Raw genomic sequence first — 18,654 nt, 5'->3', positions numbered from 1 at the left:
CCGGAGAGCGACCATGACCGAGACCACCTCCTCGCCCCTCACCGCCGACGCCGTCGTCGTCGGCTCCGGCGTGATCGGCGCTGCGATCGCGCTGGAGCTGACCCGTGCCGGCCGGTCCGTACTCATCCTCGACAAGGCCGCCGGACCCGGGCACGGCTCGACCAGCGCCTCCAGCGCGGTGATCCGGTTCCTCTACTCCACCTTCGACAGCACGGCGACGGCGTGGGAGGCGGGCCTGATGTACGCCGCCTGGGCCGAGCACCTCGGGCTGCCGGACGACTCCTCGCTGGCGCGCTTCCACCGCACGGGGATGCTGCACCTCGACGTGCCCGCGCTCCCGCGCGAGCAGGGCGCCGAGCTGCTGAGGGCGGCCGGAGTCCCCTTCGAGGACCTCCCCGCCGACGAGCTCGCCGCGCGCTTCCCGCACCTGGACACCGGCGCCTACTGGCCGAACAAGCCGGTGAGCGACGACGCGTTCTGGGAGGACAGCGACGCCCGGCTCGGGGCGCTCCACACCCCCGACGCCGGCTACATGGACGACCCGCGCCTGGCCGCGGACAACCTCGCCCGGGCGGCGCGGGCCTGCGGCGCGCAGGCGGCGTACCGCGCGCAGGTCGTCTCCGCCGAGCACCGCTCCGGCGTCTGGCACCTCGCGCTGGCGGACGGGCGGACGGTGACGGCTCCCGTGGTGGTGAATGCGGCTGGCCCGTGGTCGGGGGCGTTCAACCGGCTCGCGGGCGTGGGGGAGGAGTTCACGGTCTCGGTACGACCGCTGCGCCAGGAGGTGCACCAGGTCAAGCGTCCCGCGGCCTGGGACGGCACCGACGGCCCGGCTCCGGGCGTCTTCGACATCGACCTGGGGACGTACATGCGCCCCGGCCCCGCCGGCGCCTGGGTGGTCGGCGGGACCGAGCCCGAGTGCGACGGCTTCGACTGGGTCGAGGACCCGGACGCAGCGGACATGCACGTCACCAACGCGCGCTACGAGGCCCAGGTGACCCGCGCCGCGCGACGGCTGCCCGAGCTGGCCGTGCCGAACCGGCCCTCCGGCGTCGTCGGGGTGTACGACGTCGCCGACGACTGGACGCCGATCTACGACCGCACCGACGCCCCGGGCTTCTTCGTCGCGATGGGCACCAGCGGCAACCAGTTCAAGAACGCGCCGCTGGTCGGGTGCTTCCTGGCCACCCTCGTCGCCGCCGTCGAGGAGGGGGTCGACCACGACACGACCCCGGTGGCCTACGTCGGCGAGCACTCCGGTCTGAAGATCGACCTCGGTGCCTTCTCCCGCAAGCGCGACGTCAACGCGGCGAGCACGCGCACCGTGCTGGGCTGAGCCGCGCGACTGGTTGACTGCGCGGCATGGCCCGTCACGACATCGCGATCACGCCGAGCATCCTCAACGCCGACTTCGGTTCGCTTGCCGCCGAGGTCGCGCGCATCCCGAGCGCGGACCTGGTGCACGTCGACGTCATGGACAACCACTTCGTCCCCAACCTGACCTTCGGGCCGGCGATGGTCGAGTCGCTGGCGCGCGCCGCAGCGCAGCCGCTGGACTGCCACCTGATGATCGCCGACCCCGACCGCTGGGCACCGGCGTACGTCGAGGCGGGCGGGGCGTCGGTCACCTTCCACGTCGAGGCCGCTGCAGCCCCGGTGCGCCTGGCCCGCGAGATCCGTGCCGCCGGTGGCCGCGCGGGGATGGCCCTGCGCCCGGCGACGCCGGTCGAGCCGTACGCCGACCTGCTCGCCGAGCTCGACCTGCTCCTCGTGATGACCGTCGAGCCCGGCTTCGGCGGGCAGAAGTTCCTCGACCTGTGCCTGCCGAAGGTCCGTCGCGCCCGGCAGCTGGCCGACGAGCGCGGCGTCGAGCTGCGCCTGCAGGTCGACGGCGGTGTCTCCGTCGAGACCATCGAGCGCTGCGCCGAGGCCGGGGCCGACACGTTCGTCGCCGGCTCGGCGGTGTACGGCGCCGACGACCCCGACACGATGGTCGGCGAGCTCCGCGCCCTCGCGGAGTCGGCCGCACGCTGACACCGATCAGGCCCGTACGCGCTCGCGGCCCTGGTTGCCGTCCTCCCCACGACGAGCCGACGCCTCCCACGGTGCACAGACCATGGGAGGCGTCGGTTCGTCTGCATACCGTGATGAACCCGCAGGTCTCACGGCCAGGAGTCAGGTCTCAGCCCTTGCCGGCCTGCTCGTCGAGGTGGGTCAGCGAGTCCTCGAGCTGCTCCTCGGTGACCAGCGGGAAGGACAGCTTGTCCAGCAGGTCCTGGTCGGTGACCTTCGACCAGTCGTAGGTCAGCGTCACGTCGGTGGAGTCCGCGCCGGTGGACTCCAGCTCCCACAGCCACTCCCAGCCGGGGGGCTCCTGACCGGCCGGAGCGGTCTTCCAGCCGATCATCTTGTTCTCGTCGAAGGCCGAGACGACGTTGTCGGTCTGGTACTCCCCGCCCATGTGCGGGCCCTCCATGTTCATCCGGAACTGCACGCCGGACTTCTCGATCCGCTCGCCCTTGTCCAGGCTCCTGACGAAGCCGGACCCGTCGAGCGCAGGGTGCTTGTGCGGGTCGGAGAGCACGGCGAACACCGCGTCCACGGGTGCGTTGACGGTACGGGTCACGGTCACGGAGGTGTCTGTCTGCGTCATGGCTCCACCCAACCCGGGTGTGACCGGTCGGACAACCACCCGCAGGTCCCCGCACGGTGCGCACGTGGCAGAATCCGCCACGACGAGCGAGAGCTCGCGTGCAACTGGGGTCGGTGAAATTCCGAGCCGGCGGTGACAGTCCGCGACCCGATGGCAGCCAGTCATCGGTGGACCAGGTGAAACTCCTGGACCGACGGTGAGAGTCCGGAAGGGAAGTCGCACGCAACGACTCGCCGACCCGCACGTGCGGGTCGCCGAGCCCGCGTCGAGCCCCGGTGGTGCGTGTGAGCCACGACCCCGGAGGACCCGCGATGAGCACCACGCCGGCAGAGGCGGAGGCGATGCGTCGTGCCCTCGTGCTGGCGGCGACCCCCGGCGTACCCCTCGGGCCCAACCCGCGCGTCGGCTGCGTGATCCTCGCGCCCGACGGCACCCGGGTCGGCGAGGGGCACCACCGGGGGGCGGGCACGCCGCACGCGGAGGTGGCGGCGCTGGCCGACGCGGGTGAGCGGGCGCGGGGGGCGACCGCGGTGGTGACGCTCGAGCCCTGCCGCCACACCGGGCGCACGGGCCCCTGCACGGAGGCCCTCCTCGCCGCCGGGGTACGACGGGTGGTCCACGCTGAGCCCGACCCCACCGCCGAGGCGGCCGGCGGCGCGGCCGCGCTCGCCGCGGCGGGGGTCGAGGTCGAGGGCGGGCTGCTCGCCGGCGAGGCGTACGCGCTCAACGACGCCTGGCACTTCGGGCTCCAGCACGGCCGCCCGTTCGTGCGGTGGAAGTTCGCGACCACGCTCGACGGCCGCAGCGCTGCCGCGGACGGCACCAGCCGGTGGGTCTCCTCGCGCCCCGCCCGGCTCGACACGCACCGGCTGCGCGGCCAGGCGGACGTCATGATGGTCGGCAGCAGCACCGTCGCGGTCGACGACCCCGCGCTGACCGTGCGCGACGCCGACGAGCGCCCGCTGGCGCACCAGCCGCTGCGGGTCGTGGTCGGCCGACGCGACCTGCCCGCGGAGCGAGACGTCTTCGACAGCACGGCGGAGACGGTGCAGCTGCGCACCCACGACCTCGACGCCGTCCTCGCCGATCTCTTCGCACGGGGCCGGCGCTCGGTCTTCCTCGAGGGCGGCCCGACGCTGGCCGCCGCGTTCGTCCGCGCCGGCCTCGTCGACGAGGTCGTCACCTACGTCGCGCCGATGCTGCTCGGCGGCGGTCGGAGCGCGGTGGGCGACCTGGGCATCACCACCATCGCCGAGGCGTTGCACCTGCGGATCACCGACATCACCACGCTCGGTGAGGACGAGGAGACCAACGTGCGGATCACGATGACAGCGACAGGAGCCGCCTGATGTTCACCGGGATCGTGGAGGAGCTGGGCCGGGTGGCCGGGCTCGAGGACCAGGGCGACGCCGTACGCCTGCGGGTCGCGGCGGACGTCGTGCTCGGCGACGCCGAGCTCGGCGACTCGATCGCGGTCAACGGCTGCTGCCTCACGGTGGCCACCCGCACCGAGACCGAGTTCACGGCCGACGTCATGCACGAGACGCTCCGCGCCACCGGGATCGGCGCGCTCACCGTCGGCGACGAGGTCAACCTCGAGCGCGCGGTCACCCCGCAGACCAGGCTGGGCGGGCACCTCGTCCAGGGCCACGTCGACGCCACCGGCGAGGTTCGTCGTCGTACCCCCTCCGAGCACTGGGAGCTCGTCGAGCTGGCCGCGCCCGAGCAGCTGATGCCGTACGTCGTCGCCAAGGGGTCGATCACCGTCGACGGCGTCTCGCTGACGGTCGTCGACGTGCTCGACGACGGGTTCACGGTCAGCCTGATCCCCGAGACGCTCGCCCGCACCACCCTGGGGCGCCGGCAGCCGGGGGAGCGGGTCAACCTCGAGGCCGACGTCATCGCCAAGCACGTCGAGCGGCTCCTGGAGTGGAGGGACCGGTGAACGTCCTCACCTGGCTCTACGACGCCCAGGTCAGCGTCGCGGGTCACCCGATCACCTGGCGCGAGATCCTGGGCAACGCCTTCGGATTCGCCTCGGCGGTCGGCGGCCTGCGCCGGCGGGTGTGGGCGTGGCCGGTCGGCATCGTCGGCAACGTGCTGCTGTTCAGCGTGTTCCTCGCCGCGACCGTCGACGCGTCCGGGGCGCAGGTGCCGCTGTTCGGCCAGGCCGGCCGGCAGGTCTTCTTCCTGCTCACCAGCGTGTACGGCTGGCAGCGCTGGCGCGCGGTGCGCCGCGCACGCACCCTCGACACGGACGGGCCGGCCTCCGACATGCCGGCGATCACCCCGCGCTGGGCCAGCCACGCGGAGCGCATCGGCTACCTGATCGCCGCCGCGGCGGCGATCGTCGTCGTGCAGTGGGTGTTCAGCGTGATCGGTGCCGGCTTCCCCGCCCCGCGCTGGTACTTCTGGTGCGACGCGTGGATCTTCGTCGGCTCGATGGTGGCGACGTACGCCATGGCGCGCGGCTGGACCGACTTCTGGCTGGCCTGGATCGCGGTCGACGTCGTCGGGGTGCCGCTGCTGTGGCACTCCGGCTACTACCCGACGGCGGTGCTGTACCTCGTCTACACCGGCCTCGTGGTCGGCGGCTTCCTCACCTGGCGCCGCGCCGGCCGACGTGAGACGCAGACCGAGAACGAGAAGGTGATGGCCTGATGAGCATCCAGGACCTCCGCGAGGAGCAGCACGGCGGCGTCCGGCTGGACCCCGTCGAGCGCGCGGTCGCCGACATCGCGGCCGGCAAGGCGGTCGTCGTCGTCGACGACGAGACCCGCGAGAACGAGGGCGACATCATCTTCGCCGCCGCGAAGGCGACCCCGGAGCTGATGGCGTTCACCATCCGGCACTCCAGCGGGGTGATCTGCGTGCCGATGGAGGCCGCCGAGCTCGAGCGGCTCGAGATCCCGTTGATGACGCCGCACAACCGCGACAAGCTGCGCACGGCGTACACCGTCTCCGTCGACGCCCGCGACGGTGTGACCACCGGCATCTCCGCCGCCGATCGTGCGCACACCGCACGGGTGCTGGCCGACTCGGCGACCGAGCCGTGGGAGCTGACCCGGCCCGGCCACGTGTTCCCCCTGCGCTACCGCGAGGGTGGCGTGCTCGTACGTCGCGGGCACACCGAGGCGGCCGTCGACCTGGCCCGGCTGGCCGGGCTCACCCCGGCCGGAGTGCTGGTCGAGGTGGTCAACGACGACGGCACCATGAAGCGTGCGCCGGAGCTGCGCGAGTTCGCCGACGAGCACGGTCTGGCGATGATCTCGATCGACGACCTCGTGCACCACCGGCGCAAGGTGGAGAACCACGTCGAGCGCGTCGCGGTGACCCACCTGCCCACCGAGCACGGCGACTTCGAGGCGTACGGCTACCGGATCACCGTCGACGGGTCCGAGCACGTGGCGCTCGTCCTCGGCGGCCTCGACGCGATCGCCGACGGCAGCCCGGTGCTGACCAGGGTGCACTCCGAGTGCCTGACCGGCGACGTGTTCGGCTCCCAGCGCTGCGACTGCGGTCCGCAGCTGCACGAGTCGATGGACCTGATCCGGGCCGAGGGACGAGGGGTGGTCGTCTACCTCCGTGGCCACGAAGGCCGTGGGATCGGGCTGGTGGCGAAGCTGCAGGCGTACCAGCTCCAGGACGGCGGCCGCGACACCGTCGACGCCAACCTGGACCTGGGGCTCCCCGCCGACGCGCGGCACTACGGGGCGGCGACGCAGATCCTCAAGGACCTCGGCGTGCACGACGTCCGTCTGCTGACCAACAACCCCGACAAGGTCGCCTCGCTGGAGACGTACGGCGTCACCGTCGCCGAGCGGGTGCCGCTCACGCCGCGTCCCAACGGCCACAACATCGACTACCTGCGCACCAAGCGGGACCGGATGGGCCACGACCTGTCCGGGCTGGACCGGACCCCCGACGAGACCCCCGAGGAGGAGCTGTGAGCGGTCACGGCGCCCCGGACACCGCCCCTGTCGACTGCAGCGGCCTGCGCGTCGCCGTCGTCGCCGCGACCTGGCACCAGGAGGTGATGGACGGCCTCGTCGCCGGCGCCCTGCGTGCCCTCGACGCGCACGGCGTCGAGCGTCACGAGACCGTGCGCGTGCCCGGCTCGTTCGAGCTCCCGGTGGTCGCCTCCCGCCTGGCCCGCAGCGGCTACGACGCGGTCGTGGCCCTCGGCGTCGTGATCCGCGGCGGCACCCCGCACTTCGAGTACGTCTGCGCCGCCGCGACCGACGGGCTCTCCCGCGTCGCGCTGGACACCGGCGTCCCGGTCGGGTTCGGCCTGCTCACCTGCGACACCGAGCAGCAGGCGCTGGACCGGGCGGGGCTCGAGGACTCCGTCGAGGACAAGGGGTACGAGGCCACCCAGGCCGCGCTGCTCACCGCCCTCGCGCTCGACGGGCTGCCCGAACCCCTAACCTGAACCCGTGAAGTCGTTCGAGGCCCTGTGGGCAGAGCTGGCCGAGAAGGCCGAGACCCGTCCCGAGGGCTCGGGCACCGTCGCCGAGCTCGACGCCGGTGTCCACCAGATCGGGAAGAAGCTGGTCGAGGAGGCCGCCGAGTCGTGGATGGCGGCCGAGCACGAGGGTCCCGAGCGCACGGCCGAGGAGATCAGCCAGCTGCTGTACCACGTCCAGGTGATGATGCTGGCCGCCGGTCTGAGCCTCGACGACGTCTACGCCCACCTCTGAGCAAGGACCCCAGATGACTCTCGACCCGGGGGCCGCGGCCCTGAGGATCGCACTGCCCAACAAGGGCTCGCTGTCGCAGGCGGCCTCGGACATGCTGCGCGAGGCCGGCTACCGCCAGCGACGGGACACCAAGGAGCTCACGCTCACCGACCCCGAGAACTCCGTCGAGTTCTTCTACCTGCGCCCGCGCGACATCGCGGTGTACGTCGGCGAGGGCACCCTCGACGTCGGCATCACCGGCCGCGACCTGCTGCTCGACTCCGGTGCCAAGGCGGAGGAGGCGATGGAGCTGGGCTTCGGCGGCTCGCGGTTCCGCTTCGCCGCGCGGCCCGGTACGGCCGCTTCGGTCGCCGACCTCGCGGGGTTGCGCATCGCCACGTCGTACGCCGGGGTCGTCGGCGCCCACCTGGAGCGCCACGGCGTGCCCGCCTCGGTGATCCGGCTCGACGGCGCCGTGGAGTCCTCGATCCAGCTCGGCGTCGCCGACGTCATCGCGGACGTCGTGGAGACCGGGAGCACGCTGCGCGCAGCGGGGCTGGAGATCTTCGGTGAGGAGATCCTGCGCTCGGAGGCCGTGCTGATCACCCGCTCGGGCCACCTCCCGGAGGGCTTCGAGGTGTTCCGTCGCCGGCTCGAGGGCGTCATCGTCGCCCGCACCTACGTGATGATGGACTACGACATCCCGCAGGAGCGGGTCGAGACGGCGGTACGCCTGACGCCCGGCATCGAGACACCGACGATCTCCCCGCTGCAGCGCGAGGGCTGGGTCGCGGTGCGTGCGATGGTCCCGCGCGCCGGGTCGCAGCGGATGATGGACGACCTGTGGGACGCCGGGGCCAAGGCGATCCTGGTCACGGAGATCAATGCCTGCCGACTCTGAGGCCGCCGGCGCGCGGTACTCCTACCGCCCGCTCGGCGTACGGATGGTGGGACTCGTCGCGGGCCTCGGTCTGCTCGCCGTCTGCGTCGGTGCGTGGATCGCGATCGGCCCGGACGTGCGGGAGCGGTTCAGCTTCCTCCAGCGCGCCACGCTGGTGGCCATCGGTGTCGGCATCGCCGTCCTGGTCCATGCGCTGATCCGCTCACGCGTGCGGATCCGCGGCGACCGGGTGACGGTGGTCAACGGCTACCGTCGGCGCGACCTGGACCGCGCCCAGGTCGTGGCGCTGCGGATGCGGCGCGGCGCCCCGTGGGCCGAGATGGACCTCGCCGACGGGACCACGATCCCCGTCATGGCCATCCAGGGCTCCGACGGCTCTCGTGCGGTCGATGCCGTGCGCGCCGTACGACGCCTGCTCGACTGAGCGAACGTTCCGGCGCGTGGGGCGCGCGCGGGTGGTCGAGCCCGGGCGCGGCCCTGCGAACGAGACCGTCCGCTCAGCGCGCCGCCACGCCCCACCGGGCCGTGAAGCTCCCGCCAGGCTCGACGACGGCGAGGTCCTGGCCGGACCGCAGCGCGTCCGGCGGTGCGGTGCACGGCTCGACGGCCAGCGCCGTGCGCGCCCGATCACCCTGGTCGTCGGCGGTGTAGACCTGCACCCACCGCACCTCCTCACCGAGCCAGAGGTCGACGCCCGTGCCGGCGGGGGAGCGCAGGGCGACCACGGCGCGACCGTCGGGCCCCCTCGCGAGATCGGTGTACGCGTGGTCGAGGACCGTGTCGGCGAGCCGTGCGCCGCCGCGGAAGTCGTACGACGTCTCGCCGACCGGCTCCGTGCCGAGCGGCAGCTTGCGCTCGTCGTCGGTCAGCATCCTCCTCGCCCCGGGCAGCGTGAGCACGTCGTCGTCGACCCGCTCCGAGCCGGTGGTGAGGTAGGGGTGCGACCCGTAGGCGAAGGGTGCGGGCGAGTCGGACAGGTTGCGCGCCGAGGCGGTCACCGTCAGTCCGTCCGAGGCGTCGAGGGCGTACGTCATCGACAGGTCCATGGTCCACGACCAGCCCGGCTGCGCCATCAGCCGGACGCCGAGCGTGACGGCGTCGTCGGCCACGTCCAGCGGCCGCCAGGAGGCCCACCGCACCAGACCGTGGCTGGCGTTGTGGCGCGCCGGTTCGCTCAGCGGCAGCTGCCGCTCGACCCCCTGCCAGGTCCAGCGGCCGTCGCGCACCCGGTTCGGCCACGGCACCAGCACCTGACCGCGCCCGCCGGAGGCCTGCTCGTCCTCCGCGAAGCCCTGCAGCAGGTCGCGCCCGTCGTGGCGCAGCGCGCGGAGCGCCGCACCGGACTCCGTGACCACGGCGTCGTACGCCCCGGAGCGGATGCGGTGCTGGTCGCCTGAGGGAGGAGTCACGGAGTCGACGCTAGGCCATGGAGATACTGGCTACCGTTGCGCTCATGAGCCAGTCGTGGCGCCCGACCGTGACCCGTCAGCGTCGGGAGCCTGCTCGCCGCCAGTGGGGGCCGGCGGCGGCGTGGACGCTCGGCTTCGTCGCACTGCTCTGGGTCCTCGAGGTGATCGACCAGACCACGCGCGGCTCGCTGGACTCCCTCGGCATCGTCCCGCGCAGCGAGAGCGGGCTCGTGGGGATCGTCTTCGCGCCGCTGCTGCACGCCGGGTTCGGCCACCTCGAGGGCAACACGATCCCCGTCGTGGTCCTCGGCTTCGCCGTCCTCCTGTCCGGTCTCGTCCGCGGGCTGGTCGTCACCGCCGTCATCTGGCTGGTCGGGGGCTTCGGCGTCTGGCTGTTCTCGCCGACGTACTCCGTGACGATCGGTGCCTCGATCCTCATCTTCGGCTGGCTGGTCTACCTGATCCTGCGCGGCTTCTTCACCCGCCGGGTCGGGGAGATCGTCTTCGGCGTCGTCGTGCTGCTGGTGTACGGCGGGCTGCTGGTCGGGGTGCTGCCCGGGCAGCCCGGCGTCTCCTGGCAGGGTCACCTGTTCGGTGGTCTCGGCGGCGCGCTCGCCGCCGTGTGGATCGGTCGGCGCAGCGACCGCGACCTCGCCCTGCGGTAGCCGTCGGGGAGCCGTCAGGGAGCCGTCAGGGCCGCGACATCGGGACGTGCGGGATGCCGTCGTCGAGGAACTCCGGTCCGGTGACCCGGTAGCCGAACCCGGCGTACCACCGCTCCAGCGGCGCCTGCGCATCGAGCACCGACGGTCGGTCGCCGAGAAGGTCCAGCGCCGCGCGCATCACGACGTCTGCGAGCCCCTGCCCCCGAGCCTGGCGCCGGAGCACGACCCGGCCGATCCGTGCCCGTTCCCCCTCGTCGAGGACCCGGAGGTAGCCCAGGAGGGTCGAGCCGTCACGCAGCAGCACGTGGCGCGTCCCGGGCTCCGGGTCCCGGCCGTCGAGGTCGGGGTACGCGCACTCCTGCTCGACCACGAAGACGTCCTGCCGCAGCCGCCACACGTCGTACGCCGTCGCCGCGTCGAGGTCCTCGAAGGTGCAGACCTCGACGCTCGGCCCGGGCGAGGAGGCAGCGCTCACGAGATCCCGTGCTTCTTGAGGATGTCGGCGACGTCGTCGTCCAGGCCGCCGTCGTCCCGGGATGCCGGCACCGCCTTCTGCTCGCGCGCCGCCGGCGCGGACGCGGCCCGGTCCGGTCGCGCGGGCACCCCGGGCGCGCGCCCGCGCACCCCGATCCCTCGGTTGCGCAGCGTGGTGCCGAGACCGATGAGGACGACCGCCACCACGAGCACGACCACGCCCGTCCACACCACCGGGGAGAAGACCAGCCGGGCGACGTAGCGAGACACGTCGCCGGCGACCTCGCTGATCAGGCCGAGGGTGCCGGTCAACCACGCCGCGACCGGCAGCAGCGCCACGCCGAACCACCGCAGGGCCGAGGCAGGACCGCTGCGGCGCCAGGCCAGCCAGGTCGCCCCGAGGAGCACCAGCGTCACCACCAGGGCGATCGCGGCTCGGCTCGAGGTCTCCACGGTGTCCACACGGCCGAGCCTACGGTGCCCCGCCGCTCCTCTTGTCGTCTCTGGCAGGGTCGTCCGCGTGCGCGAGATCCCCGACCCCGGCTTCGCCGGTGACGACGGCGAGGCCCCCGCGACCCTGCGCGAGGCGCTCGTGGTGCAGCGCGAGGACCCGGAGGGTGGCTACCTTCCGGCGCTGGCCGCGCTGAGCGGGGCCCGGCTGCTGGTCCCGGTCGTCGCGCTGCTCGGCGAGCGCGCCGAGGACGGCTCGGAGAAGTCCTCCGACATGGCGGCCGTCCTCATGCAGCACCCCGACGGCCGCACGGCCCTGCTCGCCTTCACCGGCACCGACGCGATGGCCGCCTGGGACCCCGGGGCGCGACCGGTCCCGGTGCCGGCGGCGACCGCCGCCGCGTCGGCCGTCCAGGAGGAGGCCGACGCGCTGCTGGTCGACGTGGCCGGACCCGCACAGCTGCTCGTCGAGGGCGAGGACCTCAGCGCGCTGGCGTCCGGCTGGCGCCTGGTCCGTCTCGACGGTGGGGGCTGGGGCTGGCTGACCGCGTGAGGACGATGTGCGCAGGCGGCGGCGGGCCGCTACCATGGATGACGACCGACCGCCGCTGCCCGCAGGGGCGGTCCGACAAGCGGGAGCTCCTCGACAGCACGTGAGGTGGTCCCCACCCGCACCGGCCGAGGCAGCACCAGGCCGTCGGGTCAGGTCCAGACGACCAGCCGGGCGAGGTGTCGTACGACATCGGCGCAGGGCGGGTCCGACGGCTTCCGCTTGTGTCGCGGAGGCCGTCGTTTCGGTTTTCCGGGTCCACCCAGGCTGTACGACCCAGGAGGACACATCAGCACCGAGCTGCGCATCAACGACCGGATCCGGGTACCCGAGGTCCGGCTCGTCGGCCCCAACGGCGAGACGGTCGGCATCGTGCCGACCGACCAGGCGCTCAAGCTTGCCCAGGAGGCGGACCTCGACCTCGTCGAGATCGCCCCGCAGGGGAAGCCACCCGTCTGCAAGCTCATGGACTACGGGAAGTTCAAGTACGAGAACGCCCAGAAGGCCCGTGAGTCCCGCCGCAACCAGACCAACGTCGTCATCAAGGAGATGAAGCTCCGCCCGAAGATCGACCAGCACGACTACGAGACCAAGAAGGGTCACGTCGTGCGGTTCCTGACGGCAGGCGACAAGGTCAAGATCACCATCATGTTCCGCGGCCGCGAGCAGCACCGCCCCGAGCTCGGGTTCCGGCTGCTGCAGCGCCTGGCCGAGGACGTGACCGAGCTCGGCTTCGTCGAGTCCTCGCCCAAGCAGGACGGCCGGAACATGACGATGGTCCTCGGCCCGCACGCCAAGAAGGCCGAGGCGAAGGCCGAGGGCAAGGCCGCTCGCCAGGAGAAGGCCGCGGCCCGCCAGGCCGAGCGCGACGAGGAGCGCGCCGACCAGAAGGCGGCGCACACCGGTCCGGTCGCACAGAAGAAGGCCCGCGGCCGCTCGGAGAACCTCGACCCCGAGATCGACGCCTGAGACGATCGCGGGCCCGCGCGTCGGGCCCACCCAGACCCACCCGCACGAAGGAGAAGCAGATGCCCAAGAACAAGACCCACTCCGGTGCCGCCAAGCGGTTCCGGGTGACCGGCTCGGGCAAGATCCGCCGCCAGAAGACCGGCCTGCGCCACAACCTGGAGCACAAGGCCTCCAAGGTCACGCGTCGCATGTCCGGCACCACCGAGGTCGCCAAGGCCGACGTCAAGAAGGCCAAGAAGCTGCTCGGTCGCTGAGGCGACGCAGCACCCGATCTCGAACGAACCCAAGCACCAAGGAGCAACCCAGTGGCACGCGTGAAGCGGGCGGTCAACGCCCAGAAGAAGCGTCGTACGACCCTCGAGCGGGCATCCGGTTACCGGGGCCAGCGCTCGCGTCTGTACCGCAAGGCGAAGGAGCAGGTCACCCACTCGCTGGTCTACAGCTACAACGACCGGCGCAAGAAGAAGGGCGACTTCCGCAAGCTGTGGATCCAGCGGATCAACGCCGGCGCGCGCGCCAACGGCATGACCTACAACCGCTTCATCCAGGGCCTCAAGGCCGCAGGTGTGGAGGTGGACCGCAAGATCCTCGCCGACCTCGCCGTCAACGACGCCCCGGCCTTCGCCGCCCTCGTGGCGAGCGCGAAGCAGGCGCTGCCGGCCGACGTGAACGCGCCGGTCGAGGCTGCGTCCTGACCCACCGGACACCGGCATGACCGCGTTGTCGCCAGGCAATGCCCGGGTCAAGCAGGCCCGGAAGCTGAGCCGCCGCTCGGAGCGATCCGAGCGGCGGCTCTTCCTCGCCGAGGGTGAGAAGGCGCTGGCCGAGGCCCTGAGCGTGCCCGGCTGCGTCGTCGAGGTCTTCGCCACCGCCGATGCCACGGCACGGCTCCGGGCGAGGTACGACGACCCGTCACTCACCTGGTCGGTGGTCACGGACCCGGCGCTCGACTCTCTTGCGGACACCGTCACGCCTCAGGGCGTCGTCGCGGTCTGTCGCAGCGTCGACCGGCCGCTGGACGACGTCCTCGGCAGTCTCGGCGATGCGCGCCTGGTGGCGCTGTGCGCCGACGTGCGCGACCCCGGCAACGCCGGCACCGTCGTCCGCTGCGCCGACGCGGCCGGCGCCGACGCCGTCGTGCTCTGCGGGCACAGCGTCGATGCCGGCAACCCGAAGACGGTCCGCGCCACCGTCGGCAGCCTCTTCCACCTGCCGGTGGCGACCGAGCCCGACGCGGCCGCTGCCGTGGCCGCCCTGCAGCGTGCCGGCCTGCAGGTGCTCGCCGCCGACGGCGCGGGGGAGACCGACCTCGACGAGGCAGCCGACGACGAGCTGCTCGCCGCACCGACCGCGTGGCTGTTCGGGAACGAGGCCTGGGGCCTGCCGGTCGAGCTGGCCGCGCTGGCCGACCGGCGCGTACGCATCCCGATCCACGGGCGCGCCGAGAGCCTCAACCTCTCCACGGCGGCGGCCGTGTGCCTCTACGCCTCCGCCCGCGCCCACCGGCCCTGACCCGGCCGGCTCAGCGCACGCCCTCCATCAGCCGCAGGATCGGGCGGTACGCCGCCAGCACCAGCGCGCCGACCACCACGGCGACCAGGCCGAGGACCAGGAAGTAGCCGCCCTCGTCGGTCGGGTCGTAGTACGACCCCAGCTTCCCCGCCAGCGCGGTGCCCAGGGCGATCGAGAGGAAGTACAGCGCGATCGTCTGGGTGTGGTACTTCGCGGCCGCCAGCTTCGTCGCCATCGACAGCCCCACGGGCGAGATCAGCAGCTCGGCCCAGCAGAAGACCAGCAGCACCCCGGTCAGGCCGAGGACGGGGGCGGTGTTCTCGCCGGGCGGCAGCAGCAGGAACAGCAAGAAGGCCACACCCATCAGCGCCGTGCCGGCCGCGAACTTCACCGGTGTGCTGGGCTGCCGGTCACCCAGGCGCGTCCACAGGGCCGCGAAGGCCCCGGCGAAGACCACCACGAAGAACGGCTCGATCGACTGCACCCACGAGATCGGCATGGTCCAGCCGAACAGGTCGCGGTCCAGACGGAGGTCGGAGTAGATCGTCACGACCGTGAACTGCTGCTGGAACAGCGCCCAGAACACGGCGTTGCTGACCAGCAGCGGCACCAGGGCCCACGTACGCCGACGTTCGACGCGGGTGATCGCCCGGTCGGCCAGGATGAGGACGAAGTACCCGACCGCGGCGATGCCGACCACGGTGATCACGATGTCGTCGAGGTTCTGCGCCGTGATCACGCCCAGGACCGCGAGGAGCGCGACCACGACGACCGCGACGAGCCCTCCCAGCCCCCACCGCCAGCGCTGGGCGGACGGCAGCGGGTCGGGCACCACCTGGGTCGAGGCGGGCAGCGACCGGCGCCCGACGGCGTACTGGACGAGGCCGACCGCCATGCCGATCGCGGCCAGCCCGAAGCCCGCGTGGAAGCCCCAGTCCTTCTGCAGCACGCCCGTGAGGAGCGGCCCGACGAGCGCACCGATGTTGATGCCCATGTAGAACAGCGAGAACCCGGCGTCGCGGCGGGAGTCGCGCTCGTCGTAGAGCGAGCCGACCAGCGACGTGGCGTTCGCCTTCACGCCGCCGCTGCCCAGCGCGATCAGCACCAGCCCGACGCCGACCCCGCCGAGCCCCGGGACCAGGGAGAGGGCGAGGTGACCGATCATCACGGTCACGGCGCTGTAGAACAACGTCCGCTCCGGACCGATCAGCCGGTCCGCCGCCCACGCGCCGAGGATGGTGGCCAGGTAGACCGAGCCGCCGTACGCGCCGCCGATCCCGGCCGCCACGCCGCGGTCGATGCCCAGGCCGCCGTCCGCGACCGAGAAGTACAGGTAGATCAGCAGGATGCCCTGCATGCCGTAGAAGCTGAACCGCTCCCACAGCTCGACCCCGAACAGGTTGGCCAGCACCAGCGGCTGGCCGAAGAAGCGGTGGTCGCGGTCGGCGACGGAGGTGGACGTCGTGCCCGGCTCGGCGGGGTCGGGCGTGGGGTCAGGCGTGGTGGTCATCGGCACCGACCCTGCCACGCGGTCCCGCGGTGCTCACCGTCGATCTGAGTACGTCGGCGGATCCCGCGGGTGGTGCGGCGCGGGCAGTGTCCTCCGCATGAGCACCGTTCCCGCCACCAAGTCCACCGCCGCCTACTTCGCCCAGTCCGGCATCGCCTTCGCCACCGCCCTCGGCTCGTTGATCATCGGGGTCGCCGTCCTCCCGGTCGACGGCTGGATCCGAGCCTTCCTCGCCGTCTCGGGCCTCTTCCTCGTCACCTCGACCTTCACCCTCGCCAAGTGCGTCCGCGACGCCCAGGAGAACGCCGGGCTCAGCTCGCGTCTCGACCAGGCGCGGGTCGACCGGATCCTCGCCGAGCACGACCCGTTCAAGGACCTCAACAACGTCGCCTGACCCGTCCCGCCACCGAGCCAGCACGGACACCCGCTCACCCACCTCGGCCGTATCCGACAGATCGGTGGCCTGCTGCGCGCCGCCCTGCACGCACGCTGGCTTCGTTGCGGCAGCTCGACGGGCCCCGGCCCGCCTTCGCCCCCGCGCCTCGCCATCGCACGCACAGGACGACGCTCGCGACGGCCAGATCTGCCCGACACGACCTAGGGTGAGCGGGTGTCGTACGTCGAAGCGAGCGCCAGCGACGACCCTCTCTGGGACGTCCTGCCCGACGGGGTCGTCGTCGCCGACGGCGCCAGCATCGTGCTGCGGACCAACGACGTCGCTCGCGCGATGCTCGCGCTGAGCGACGACGGGGTCGGGCGGCACCTGCGCGACGTCATGCGCCTGCAGAACACCGACGGCCAGAACTGGTGGGACATCGGCGACCCGTACGAGGGCGTCGAGACGAGCACCGGAGTCCCCGAGATCTCCTGGCTGCTGCCCGGTGGCGAGGAGGTGCTTGCCACCGCACGGATCATCCGGGAGCGCCGCGGCGGGCCGATCACCCGCGTGGGGATCGTGCTGCGCTCCGCGCGCGGCCGCGAGCGGATGGACCGCGAGCGGTCGGACCTCGTCGCCACCGTCGCCCACGAGCTGCGCTCCCCGCTGACCGGTGTCCGGGGCTTCGTCGGCACGCTGATCTCGAAGTGGGGCGTGCTCAACGACGAGCAGCGCCTGCTGATGCTCGAGACGGTGCACCACGACGCCGAGCGGCTGGGCCGGCTGATCACCGAGCTGCTCGACGTCGCCCGGATCGACACCGGCCGGCTGTCGCTCTACCCGCGACCGGTCGACCTGCGCGAGACCGTGGACCGGGTGGCCGAGAGCTGCCGGGTCGGCACCAGCCGCCCGATCGAGGTGCACGTGCCGGAGGACCCGGTGCCGGTGCACGCCGACCCCGACAAGCTGACCCAGGTGGTCACCAACCTGGTGGAGAACGCCGTACGCCACGGCGACGGTCCGACCACGGTCACGGTCGACTCGCCCGGAGACGGGTACTCCCGGCTGGTCGTCGACGACGAGGGCGAGGGCATCCCCGAGGACGTCCGCCGCCGCGTGTTCACCAAGTTCTGGAAGCACGGTGCCCGCGGGGGCACGGGCCTGGGGATGTACATCGTCCACGGGCTGGTCGGGGCGCACGGCGGCACCCTCGAGATCGACAGCTCACCCGCCGGCGGGGCACGGCTGGTCCTGCGCTGGCCGGACCACGACCCACGGGAGACGCCGCCGAGCGGCTGAGCGGGGCCGCCGATACCCCGTCGCCCCGTGCAGCGGGGTCTTCCTAGACTTGGCGCGCCCACACCGACGTACCCCCACAGCACCCGAGAGGCAGCGATGTCCGGCCCCAACACCGACTTCGACCCGGTCGAGGTGACCCCGCTGTCCGCCGCCGAGGTGGAGCGGATGCGCGACGAGGCGCTCGCCGCGGTCGAGGCGGCCGTCGACCTGCCCGCACTGAAGGCCGTACGCACCGCGCACGCCGGTGACCGGTCGCCGCTGGCACTGGCCAACCGCGAGATCGGTGCCCTGCCGCCCCAGGCCCGCAAGGAGGCCGGCCAGCGGGTCGGGCAGGCGCGCGGAGCGCTCACCCAGGCGCTCGCTGCCCGCCAGGAGGTGCTCGAGGTCGAGCACGAGGAGCGGATGCTGGTCGAGGAGGTCGTCGACGTCACGCTGCCCTGGGACCGCAGCCCGCGCGGTGCCCGGCACCCGATCACCACGATGTCGGAGAAGATCGCCGACGTCTTCGTCGCGATGGGCTGGGAGGTGGCCGAAGGCCCGGTCGTCGAGGCCGAGTGGCTGAACTTCGACGCCCTCAACCTCGGCGCGGACCACCCCGCCCGCACCATGCAGGACACCTTCTGGACCGAGCCGGCCGACCACGGGCTCGTGCTGCGGACCCAGACCTCGCCGGTGCAGGCGCGCACCATGCTGACCCGGCGCCCGCCGATCTACGTCGTGTGCCCGGGCCGGGTCTTCCGCACCGACGAGTACGACGCCACGCACAGCCCGATGTTCCACCAGGTCGAGGGCCTGGTCGTGGACCGCGGCATCACCATGGCGCACCTGCGCGGGTCGCTGGACCACATGCTGCAGTCGCTGTTCGGCGAGGGGATCACCACGCGGTTCCGGCCGTCGTACTTCCCCTTCACCGAGCCGTCGGCGGAGATGGACATGGTCTGCTTCGTCTGCCGCGGCACCGGGGCGGCCGAGCAGGGCGGGACGTGTCGTACCTGCCGTGGCGAGGGGTGGATCGAGCTCGGTGGCTGCGGGATCGTCAACCCCCGGGTGCTGACCGCGTGCGGCGTCGACCCGGACCTCTACTCCGGCTTCGCGTTCGGGTTCGGCATCGACCGGATGGTGATGTTCCGCCACGGCGCCGAGGACCTGCGCGACCTGTTCGAGGCCGACGTCCGCTTCACCCTGCCCTTCGGAAGCGAGGTCTGAG

At 72.6% G+C, this 18,654-nt stretch carries 24 protein-coding genes and 1 riboswitch; of the genes, 19 read left to right on the top strand and 5 right to left on the bottom strand.

The genetic code is table 11. The annotated features are described in order from the left end of the window. Positions 1-13 precede the first annotated feature (13 nt). Positions 14-1,336: an NAD(P)/FAD-dependent oxidoreductase gene (locus IEX42_RS03265; RefSeq protein ID WP_188778185.1), complete on the top strand. Its 1,323-nt coding sequence runs from the start codon at positions 14-16 to the stop codon at positions 1,334-1,336. A gap of 26 nt (positions 1,337-1,362) precedes the next feature. Further along, complete coding sequence (gene rpe / locus IEX42_RS03260) at positions 1,363-2,034, top strand: ribulose-phosphate 3-epimerase (protein ID WP_188778183.1); 672 nt, start codon at positions 1,363-1,365, stop codon at positions 2,032-2,034. 148 nt (positions 2,035-2,182) lie between these two features. Here the strand turns inward: rpe and IEX42_RS03255 are convergent, their stop codons facing one another. Then, positions 2,183-2,653: an SRPBCC family protein gene (locus tag IEX42_RS03255; protein ID WP_188778181.1), complete on the bottom strand. Its 471-nt coding sequence runs from the start codon at positions 2,651-2,653 to the stop codon at positions 2,183-2,185. Positions 2,654-2,749: 96 nt separating this feature from the next. Then, positions 2,750-2,877, top strand: a riboswitch (FMN riboswitch). An 87-nt stretch (positions 2,878-2,964) separates the two neighbouring features. On the opposite strand from IEX42_RS03255, the gene ribD reads away from it, so the two are divergent. The 8 genes from ribD to IEX42_RS03215 are packed head-to-tail and all read left to right on the top strand — an operon-like array spanning position 2,965 to position 8,657. Then, positions 2,965-4,002: a bifunctional diaminohydroxyphosphoribosylaminopyrimidine deaminase/5-amino-6-(5-phosphoribosylamino)uracil reductase RibD gene (gene ribD / locus IEX42_RS03250; protein WP_229660556.1), complete on the top strand. Its 1,038-nt coding sequence runs from the start codon at positions 2,965-2,967 to the stop codon at positions 4,000-4,002. Continuing rightward, positions 4,002-4,598, top strand: a complete 597-nt coding sequence (locus IEX42_RS03245) for a riboflavin synthase (protein ID WP_188778179.1) — start codon at positions 4,002-4,004, stop codon at positions 4,596-4,598. The genes ribD and IEX42_RS03245 overlap by 1 nt, the downstream gene beginning before the upstream one ends. Continuing rightward, entirely contained in the window at positions 4,595-5,314 is a 720-nt protein-coding gene (locus IEX42_RS03240) for a nicotinamide mononucleotide transporter family protein (RefSeq protein ID WP_188778177.1), read from the top strand. The genes IEX42_RS03245 and IEX42_RS03240 overlap by 4 nt, the downstream gene beginning before the upstream one ends. Further along, positions 5,314-6,603 (top strand): bifunctional 3,4-dihydroxy-2-butanone-4-phosphate synthase/GTP cyclohydrolase II, encoded by a 1,290-nt coding sequence (locus IEX42_RS03235; RefSeq protein WP_188778175.1) that lies wholly within the window; start codon positions 5,314-5,316, stop codon positions 6,601-6,603. Before IEX42_RS03240 ends, IEX42_RS03235 begins: the two co-directional genes overlap by 1 nt. Continuing rightward, positions 6,600-7,085, top strand: coding sequence for a 6,7-dimethyl-8-ribityllumazine synthase (gene ribH / locus IEX42_RS03230; protein ID WP_188778173.1), 486 nt, complete (start codon positions 6,600-6,602; stop codon positions 7,083-7,085). The genes IEX42_RS03235 and ribH overlap by 4 nt, the downstream gene beginning before the upstream one ends. A gap of 4 nt (positions 7,086-7,089) precedes the next feature. Next, positions 7,090-7,353 carry a phosphoribosyl-ATP diphosphatase gene (locus tag IEX42_RS03225; RefSeq protein ID WP_188778171.1) on the top strand — a complete coding sequence of 88 codons (264 nt, stop codon included), beginning with the start codon at positions 7,090-7,092 and terminating at the stop codon, positions 7,351-7,353. Between the two features lie 13 nt (positions 7,354-7,366). Beyond that, positions 7,367-8,233 carry an ATP phosphoribosyltransferase gene (gene hisG, locus IEX42_RS03220; RefSeq protein WP_188778169.1) on the top strand — a complete coding sequence of 289 codons (867 nt, stop codon included), beginning with the start codon at positions 7,367-7,369 and terminating at the stop codon, positions 8,231-8,233. Next, positions 8,217-8,657, top strand: a complete 441-nt coding sequence (locus IEX42_RS03215; RefSeq protein ID WP_188778168.1) for a PH domain-containing protein — start codon at positions 8,217-8,219, stop codon at positions 8,655-8,657. The genes hisG and IEX42_RS03215 overlap by 17 nt, the downstream gene beginning before the upstream one ends. 73 nt (positions 8,658-8,730) lie before the next feature. Here the strand turns inward: IEX42_RS03215 and IEX42_RS03210 are convergent, their stop codons facing one another. Continuing rightward, the gene (locus IEX42_RS03210; protein WP_188778166.1) at positions 8,731-9,642 is read right to left on the bottom strand and encodes an aldose 1-epimerase family protein; all 912 of its coding nucleotides are present in this window, start codon (positions 9,640-9,642) and stop codon (positions 8,731-8,733) included. Positions 9,643-9,686: 44 nt separating this feature from the next. Here IEX42_RS03210 and IEX42_RS03205 point away from each other — a divergent pair, with 44 nt between their 5' ends. Then, on the top strand, positions 9,687-10,307 hold the full coding sequence (locus tag IEX42_RS03205; RefSeq protein ID WP_188778164.1) for a rhomboid family intramembrane serine protease: 621 nt from the start codon (positions 9,687-9,689) through the stop codon (positions 10,305-10,307). A gap of 25 nt (positions 10,308-10,332) precedes the next feature. Here IEX42_RS03205 and IEX42_RS03200 read toward each other — a convergent pair whose 3' ends face one another. Together IEX42_RS03200 and IEX42_RS03195 are read right to left on the bottom strand one after the other, a co-directional pair. Further along, entirely contained in the window at positions 10,333-10,782 is a 450-nt protein-coding gene (locus IEX42_RS03200) for a GNAT family N-acetyltransferase (protein ID WP_188778154.1), read from the bottom strand. Further along, the gene (locus IEX42_RS03195; RefSeq protein ID WP_188778152.1) at positions 10,779-11,243 is read right to left on the bottom strand and encodes a hypothetical protein; all 465 of its coding nucleotides are present in this window, start codon (positions 11,241-11,243) and stop codon (positions 10,779-10,781) included. Before IEX42_RS03195 ends, IEX42_RS03200 begins: the two co-directional genes overlap by 4 nt. A gap of 58 nt (positions 11,244-11,301) precedes the next feature. On the opposite strand from IEX42_RS03195, the gene IEX42_RS03190 reads away from it, so the two are divergent. The 5 genes from IEX42_RS03190 to IEX42_RS03170 all read left to right on the top strand — a co-directional run bounded on the left by IEX42_RS03190 (position 11,302) and on the right by IEX42_RS03170 (position 14,262). Further along, positions 11,302-11,784, top strand: a complete 483-nt coding sequence (locus IEX42_RS03190; RefSeq protein WP_188778150.1) for an SseB family protein — start codon at positions 11,302-11,304, stop codon at positions 11,782-11,784. A gap of 264 nt (positions 11,785-12,048) precedes the next feature. Beyond that, the gene (infC, locus tag IEX42_RS03185) at positions 12,049-12,750 is read left to right on the top strand and encodes a translation initiation factor IF-3 (protein ID WP_229660940.1); all 702 of its coding nucleotides are present in this window, start codon (positions 12,049-12,051) and stop codon (positions 12,748-12,750) included. A 59-nt stretch (positions 12,751-12,809) separates the two neighbouring features. Continuing rightward, positions 12,810-13,004, top strand: coding sequence for a 50S ribosomal protein L35 (rpmI, locus tag IEX42_RS03180; RefSeq protein ID WP_188778148.1), 195 nt, complete (start codon positions 12,810-12,812; stop codon positions 13,002-13,004). Positions 13,005-13,055: 51 nt separating this feature from the next. Beyond that, entirely contained in the window at positions 13,056-13,445 is a 390-nt protein-coding gene (gene rplT / locus IEX42_RS03175; RefSeq protein ID WP_188778146.1) for a 50S ribosomal protein L20, read from the top strand. A 16-nt stretch (positions 13,446-13,461) separates the two neighbouring features. Beyond that, positions 13,462-14,262 carry a TrmH family RNA methyltransferase gene (locus IEX42_RS03170; RefSeq protein WP_188778144.1) on the top strand — a complete coding sequence of 267 codons (801 nt, stop codon included), beginning with the start codon at positions 13,462-13,464 and terminating at the stop codon, positions 14,260-14,262. Between the two features lie 10 nt (positions 14,263-14,272). Here the strand turns inward: IEX42_RS03170 and IEX42_RS03165 are convergent, their stop codons facing one another. Next, the gene (locus IEX42_RS03165) at positions 14,273-15,772 is read right to left on the bottom strand and encodes a peptide MFS transporter (RefSeq protein ID WP_188778142.1); all 1,500 of its coding nucleotides are present in this window, start codon (positions 15,770-15,772) and stop codon (positions 14,273-14,275) included. A 97-nt stretch (positions 15,773-15,869) separates the two neighbouring features. Here IEX42_RS03165 and IEX42_RS03160 point away from each other — a divergent pair, with 97 nt between their 5' ends. From IEX42_RS03160 to pheS, 3 genes are all read left to right on the top strand, one after another. Further along, positions 15,870-16,166: a YiaA/YiaB family inner membrane protein gene (locus IEX42_RS03160; RefSeq protein WP_188778138.1), complete on the top strand. Its 297-nt coding sequence runs from the start codon at positions 15,870-15,872 to the stop codon at positions 16,164-16,166. A 216-nt stretch (positions 16,167-16,382) separates the two neighbouring features. Continuing rightward, complete coding sequence (locus IEX42_RS03155; protein WP_229660555.1) at positions 16,383-17,447, top strand: sensor histidine kinase; 1,065 nt, start codon at positions 16,383-16,385, stop codon at positions 17,445-17,447. A gap of 96 nt (positions 17,448-17,543) precedes the next feature. After that, positions 17,544-18,653, top strand: a complete 1,110-nt coding sequence (pheS, locus tag IEX42_RS03150; RefSeq protein ID WP_188778137.1) for a phenylalanine--tRNA ligase subunit alpha — start codon at positions 17,544-17,546, stop codon at positions 18,651-18,653. Position 18,654 lies beyond the last annotated feature (1 nt).

Source organism: Marmoricola endophyticus (genome assembly GCF_014644415.1).
GTDB classification, from domain to species: Bacteria; Actinomycetota; Actinomycetes; order Propionibacteriales; family Nocardioidaceae; genus Marmoricola; species Marmoricola endophyticus.
The sequence above is the reverse complement of the archived record's forward strand: the minus strand, read 5'-3'. Positions and strand labels throughout refer to the sequence as shown.

Excerpts from the sequence above, each read along its gene's own strand:
- hisG (WP_188778169.1), top strand. The coding sequence starts at position 7,367 with ATGACTCTCGACCCGGGGGCCGCGGCCCTGAGGATCGCACTGCCCAAC.
- IEX42_RS03255 (WP_188778181.1), bottom strand. The coding sequence starts at position 2,653 with ATGACGCAGACAGACACCTCCGTGACCGTGACCCGTACCGTCAACGCA.
- rpe (WP_188778183.1), top strand. The coding sequence starts at position 1,363 with ATGGCCCGTCACGACATCGCGATCACGCCGAGCATCCTCAACGCCGAC.
- pheS (WP_188778137.1), top strand. The coding sequence starts at position 17,544 with ATGTCCGGCCCCAACACCGACTTCGACCCGGTCGAGGTGACCCCGCTG.
- IEX42_RS03245 (WP_188778179.1), top strand. The coding sequence starts at position 4,002 with ATGTTCACCGGGATCGTGGAGGAGCTGGGCCGGGTGGCCGGGCTCGAG.
- IEX42_RS03265 (WP_188778185.1), top strand. The coding sequence starts at position 14 with ATGACCGAGACCACCTCCTCGCCCCTCACCGCCGACGCCGTCGTCGTC.
- IEX42_RS03215 (WP_188778168.1), top strand. The coding sequence starts at position 8,217 with ATGCCTGCCGACTCTGAGGCCGCCGGCGCGCGGTACTCCTACCGCCCG.
- IEX42_RS03235 (WP_188778175.1), top strand. The coding sequence starts at position 5,314 with ATGAGCATCCAGGACCTCCGCGAGGAGCAGCACGGCGGCGTCCGGCTG.
- IEX42_RS03160 (WP_188778138.1), top strand. The coding sequence starts at position 15,870 with ATGAGCACCGTTCCCGCCACCAAGTCCACCGCCGCCTACTTCGCCCAG.
- IEX42_RS03170 (WP_188778144.1), top strand. The coding sequence starts at position 13,462 with ATGACCGCGTTGTCGCCAGGCAATGCCCGGGTCAAGCAGGCCCGGAAG.
- rpmI (WP_188778148.1), top strand. The coding sequence starts at position 12,810 with ATGCCCAAGAACAAGACCCACTCCGGTGCCGCCAAGCGGTTCCGGGTG.
- IEX42_RS03165 (WP_188778142.1), bottom strand. The coding sequence starts at position 15,772 with ATGACCACCACGCCTGACCCCACGCCCGACCCCGCCGAGCCGGGCACG.
- IEX42_RS03205 (WP_188778164.1), top strand. The coding sequence starts at position 9,687 with ATGAGCCAGTCGTGGCGCCCGACCGTGACCCGTCAGCGTCGGGAGCCT.
- ribD (WP_229660556.1), top strand. The coding sequence starts at position 2,965 with ATGAGCACCACGCCGGCAGAGGCGGAGGCGATGCGTCGTGCCCTCGTG.